The organism is Bacteroidota bacterium (assembly GCA_016213405.1).
Taxonomy (GTDB): Bacteria; Bacteroidota; Bacteroidia; order Palsa-948; family Palsa-948; genus Palsa-948.
On record JACRAM010000096.1, the window covers coordinates 1 to 5,010 of the forward strand.

General features: G+C 37.7%; 6 protein-coding genes. 5 read left to right on the plus strand and 1 reads right to left on the minus strand.

Annotated features, from left to right (window positions below; all coding sequences use genetic code 11):
- Window positions 1-196 precede the first annotated feature (196 nt).
- The 5 genes from HY841_11810 (at window position 197) to HY841_11830 (ending at window position 4,510) form a co-directional block, all read left to right on the plus strand.
- Entirely contained in the window at window positions 197-544 is a 348-nt protein-coding gene (locus HY841_11810; GenBank protein ID MBI4931443.1) for a hypothetical protein, read from the plus strand.
- Between the two features lie 72 nt (window positions 545-616).
- Window positions 617-1,045: a hypothetical protein gene (locus tag HY841_11815; protein ID MBI4931444.1), complete on the plus strand. Its 429-nt coding sequence runs from the start codon at window positions 617-619 to the stop codon at window positions 1,043-1,045.
- Window positions 1,046-1,146: 101 nt separating this feature from the next.
- Window positions 1,147-2,355, plus strand: a complete 1,209-nt coding sequence (locus tag HY841_11820) for a T9SS type A sorting domain-containing protein (GenBank protein ID MBI4931445.1) — start codon at window positions 1,147-1,149, stop codon at window positions 2,353-2,355.
- Between the two features lie 96 nt (window positions 2,356-2,451).
- Window positions 2,452-3,447: a hypothetical protein gene (locus HY841_11825; GenBank protein MBI4931446.1), complete on the plus strand. Its 996-nt coding sequence runs from the start codon at window positions 2,452-2,454 to the stop codon at window positions 3,445-3,447.
- A 286-nt stretch (window positions 3,448-3,733) separates the two neighbouring features.
- Window positions 3,734-4,510, plus strand: coding sequence for a hypothetical protein (locus HY841_11830; GenBank protein MBI4931447.1), 777 nt, complete (start codon window positions 3,734-3,736; stop codon window positions 4,508-4,510).
- Between the two features lie 177 nt (window positions 4,511-4,687).
- Here the strand turns inward: HY841_11830 and HY841_11835 are convergent, their stop codons facing one another.
- Window positions 4,688-4,897, minus strand: coding sequence for a hypothetical protein (locus HY841_11835; GenBank protein ID MBI4931448.1), 210 nt, complete (start codon window positions 4,895-4,897; stop codon window positions 4,688-4,690).
- Window positions 4,898-5,010 lie beyond the last annotated feature (113 nt).

Genomic DNA, 5,010 nt, shown 5'->3' on the forward strand with positions numbered 1-5,010 from the left:
CAAAGAAAACTGCTGATAACAGCGGGCGTGCGCAATGCGGGTTTACTTTTTGAAAAAATGTTTTCAGTATTTAATTATATTTGTGCTGGCGGACAGCGAAGTGTTTTTTAATCCCGCACTTCGCACGCCCGCAAAACGTTATAAGCAAGGCGCAAATTCATCTTTTTCGGACAGCTTTTCGGTTGACATTTGAGCCTTGTTAAATCCAACAGCAAGACAAATCCACGCTTCGTGGACATATACGCAGGTAGCCGGACTGATCCTAATAGGCGACCCAACGTCACGCTCCGTAGACCATTCCGCAGTAGCCGGACAGTTTAGCAAAAGACCGCATAGCGTGGACAAATACGCAGGTTACAAATACATGCTTCGTGGACTTATTCGCAGGTATCGGACAACAACTCAATACAAGCTCCTGCACAAATTTTTTGTCGCTATTGAACCTCTGCACGGTTTGCACATTGCCGTGCTCGTTAATGTTCAGATAAAACCGACAGCTTTTACTCTGCGCACGGCAAAGAGCAAACCCAACAGCCAATCATAATACCGCGCCAAAAAATTTCTGACTCCTGCTCAAATTTCAAGAACAATACTTGAATCCGTAACATTGTTCAATATGACAAACATCATAGAATTGCTATCTAATATTCGTACCTTTGTTTTCGTGATAACAGTTTTCAAACAAATAGTATCCCTCATTTTAGTTTCGGTGTTCTTGTTGCAAACATTCAGCAAGGTTATTATTTATACCGATTACTATATTAACAAGGACAATATTGCAAAAGTCCTTTGTATAAATAAGGACAAGCCCCAAATGCACTGTGAGGGAAAATGTCACCTGAAAAAACAATTAGAAGAACAAGACAAAGAAGAACAATCCCCTGTTAATCCTGTCAAAGAAAAAAATGAGATTCAACTCTTTTCTCAAAACAATTCCGACATTCACCTGTTCTCCCCTTCCGTTACAAATGAATTAATATCCTATTATTCCTTTCCTCTTTCAGACAAACATCTCCTTTCCGTTTTTCATCCGCCTAAGGGCTAATCGAATTTTTCTTGCTTTCATTTATTCTTGAACCCTAAAAAAGTCAATGCTTTTTTTAGTTCAAGTATTCGTCATTTAGTTAAACCTTAAAAATTAAAACTATGAAAACAATAATAAAAACTCAACTCATTCCTTCTGCCATTATTTTTTGCTTTGCTTTGAGTATGGCAACTGTTAACGCACAAGGAACATGGACACAAAAAGCAAACTTTGGAGGAACGGCAAGACATGACGCAGTCGGTTTTTCCATCGGAACAAAAGGATACATCGGAACAGGGGAAGACATGGATTCCCTGCGTTCTGATTTCTGGGAATACGATCCCTCAATGGATATGTGGACGCAAAAAGCCGACTTTGGCGGAGGTAAAAGAACCTCTGCCGTTGGCTTTTCTATCGGCAACAAAGGATATATAGGTACAGGAATGGATATGATGATGAACAACAAAAAGGATTTTTGGGAATATGACCCATCCATGAATATGTGGACGCAGAAAGCCAACTTTGGCAGTACGGCAAGAAGTATGGCTGTCGGCTTTTCTATCGGAACAAAAGGATATATCGGAACAGGAATGGATTCCACCGGTAACAAACGGGATTTCTGGGAATATGATCCCTCTATGGATATGTGGTCACAGAAACCTGACTTTGGCGGTACGGCAAGAATGTGTGCTGTTGGCTTTTCCATCGGTGCTAATGGATATATAGGGACAGGAGAAGATAATGATTCACTGCGTTCTGATTTCTGGCAATACAATCTCTCAATGAATATGTGGATGCAGAAAGCAAACTATTGTTGCGTAGCACGTGGCGATGCAAAGGGCTTTTCCATCGGCAATTTCGGATATATCGGTACAGGAGGATGTATGGATTCTCTGTGTTCCGATTTTTGTGAGTACGACCCCTCTACAAATATGTGGATGAAGAAGGGATATTTTTGCGGAGGTAAAAGGGCGAATGCTGTCGGCTTTTCTATTGGTAATTTTGGATATATCGGAGCGGGATCAGATACCATTGCACCCTATCAGGATTTCTGGAAATACGACCCTGCTGGTGTTGGCGTTAATGAGTTAAGTAATCCATTAAACATTTTTGTTTTCCCTAATCCATCAGCAGGAAAATTCATTCTTGATTCTGAAATCTCCAAAGGAGAAGTTTTCATTTATACTATCTCGGGAGAAAAAATCCTTTCTCAAAGAATTAAAAATGAAAAATCCGAAATTGATTTAAGCAAACAACCTGACGGAATTTATTTTCTAAACATCAAAACAGAAAAAGAATCATTCACACAAAAACTAATCATCAACAAATAATTTACATTAACCAATTGCGATTATTGGTGCGGGGCGGGTATAATAATGCCCGCTCCATTTTAAAAGCCAAAGTATAACTGTAAATAACAAAAACAAATGAAAAGAATCATTTTGGGGATTTTACTCTTTGGCATAATACACAATGCCAAAACATGCGCTTTTCATTTTGTTCCATTTGGAGCGGATTGGGATCATTCTTATCTTTTAAATACTTATCCATTTTTACAAGACGGAAGAAATATTGGTATCATTAATTATCAAAGAATATTTCAGAGAAGTTTCACATTGGATACTCCTCTTCCCAATCTACCCTCTACAATTACCTTACGCGAAAATATTTTAACTAAGAGTATGTTCAGCCGAATTTATTCTTCACATAGAATGCAATGTAATTTAGCATTCAGCGCAACAGATATTCGGTTTGATGCAATTTCAGAAACAGGTATAAATAAATTGCATAGTTGGTCAACGAATGAGATAACATTTTTCGGAAAGTTTCTTCTTTTTGAAAGATTTAAAAACAAGAATCACTCTTATTTCTTCTTTGATTATGGATTACAGACCGCTCTTATTTCAAAGCACGGAATAGATAACACCATAGGATGGCTGAAACTTGAAATGGACAAAATTACTCCGCGTCTTTTACCATGTAACTATATAAACAATCTCTCTCTTGGTCTATCAGCATTAATTGATTTTAAACGAATGCAAATTAATTCCTCTGGAAATTTCTGTAAATATTCTCAAGCCAAAGATGGTTTTATATATGGCAATGAGATGAATTTATCTTCAACAATATGCTATAAAGCATTCGTGAATAATTCAACTAAGATTCAATTGCATGAAGGATTCTATTTTGAACATGGTTGGCAGGATGAGTTCTATAAATATATATCGGGTATAAAAGTGATAAGCGCTCCCTGTGGTCTGGCTCAGGGAAGCGACTTGTTTCTTTCAAGCGGAATGAATTTTCAGTACAATCATATTTCATGCTTCGCTAAATATTACTATCCTCTGTGGCAAAAACATTTTTCGGAACATCAATTATTTAATCAATCAATTTTCTTAACAGGAATAGCATACACTTTTTAAAAACCTGATTTAAAACTTTGAAAGAAAAAATATATGGAGTTCGCATTACATTGTATAATATACATCGTACTTTGTACAATTATTTTTTTCTGCTCAAATGCACCGCATGGTAAATGCGAATGTGAATGTCATGAGAATGAGAAAATGATTTCTGCGGTTACAAGCACAGAAATATCTCAGTCCGAACAGTGTCTCCTGAAAGGGTCACTGCCGAAAACAATACAACAAATAAAAAACTAATCATACAAAAATAAATTTAAACACTAACCCTTAAAACCTAAACACTATGGCATCAACATCCGAAACAGGTCATTCAAAAAATGTAGCAAACTTTGAAGATTTAATTTCATTTTGCGCAGGGTATGGAGCAACTTACAATCCGACCAAAGCAGCAATTAAATTACCCGCGTTAAACACACTGCTAACAAGCGCGCGCAACAGTTTAATTGCAGTTAATACAGCAGTCTCCCCTTACAACATTGCAGTAAATGCAAGAGAAATCGCATTTGCCCCATTGAGCAAATTGGTTACAAGAATTATCAATTCGCTTGACGCAACTGATGCCACCACGCAAATAGTTAAAGACGCAAAAACATTTGCTCGTAAAATTCAGGGTGGACGTGCTGATAAATTACCTCCTCCGCCACCGCCTCCCAATCCTACTGATAAAACAATTTCTCCAAATCCGCTTCCAACTCCGCTTCCAATTACACCCATTCATGTTTCCGCATCCCAAATGAGTTTTGATAGCCGAATAGAAAACTTCTCCAAACTCATTCTGCTTTTAACAAACGAACCGCTCTATATTCCCAACGAAACAGACTTGAAATTAGTCACGCTGAATACCTTGCTCACTTCATTAAAAAACACCAACACCGCAGTAGTGAATAATACAACCCCGATGAGCAATGCACGGATTAACCGAAACAAAATCCTTTACCTTGCTGTTACTGGTCTTTTCGACATACAAAAGGAAGTAAAAAAATATGTTAAATCCGTTTTCGGTGCAAGCAGTCCCGAATACAAACAAATAAGTGGCATAAAGTTCACTAATTCTAAATGAAATTCCCATGTCCCCCGCTCCAAAGCAGCGGGGGACATGGGTGTTAGCATAAAACCTCCTTTTTTTCGTTTTTTTACTACCTCATTTGTCAAACAACCTCCCTATTTTATCAAATTTGCGGTTATAGTTGTCAAACCCGCGATTGTAGGTATCAAACTCGCGGTTATAAGTATCAAATTAACGGTTGTATTTATCAAACTCGCGGTTGTAGTTGTAAAACATGCGGTTGCATTTATCAATGGAGCGGTTTGACTTATACATCAAGCCCCTGCATAATGGCAAGCACATGGCGCACAAGCGGAATTTTGCCTTTATAGTTCTGTGTGCGCCAAGAGCTTGCCATTTTTTTATCACTCTGCCAGCAGACAGATTCTGTGTTATCTCCAAATTTTTTTTGAAGATTTTTATATACTATTTCACTATTTAAAACTTTTCTATTTTTGCCCTTGCAAGACCAATTTAATTTCTTGCCTTAGAGCAAACAGAGCGGACAAGATCCA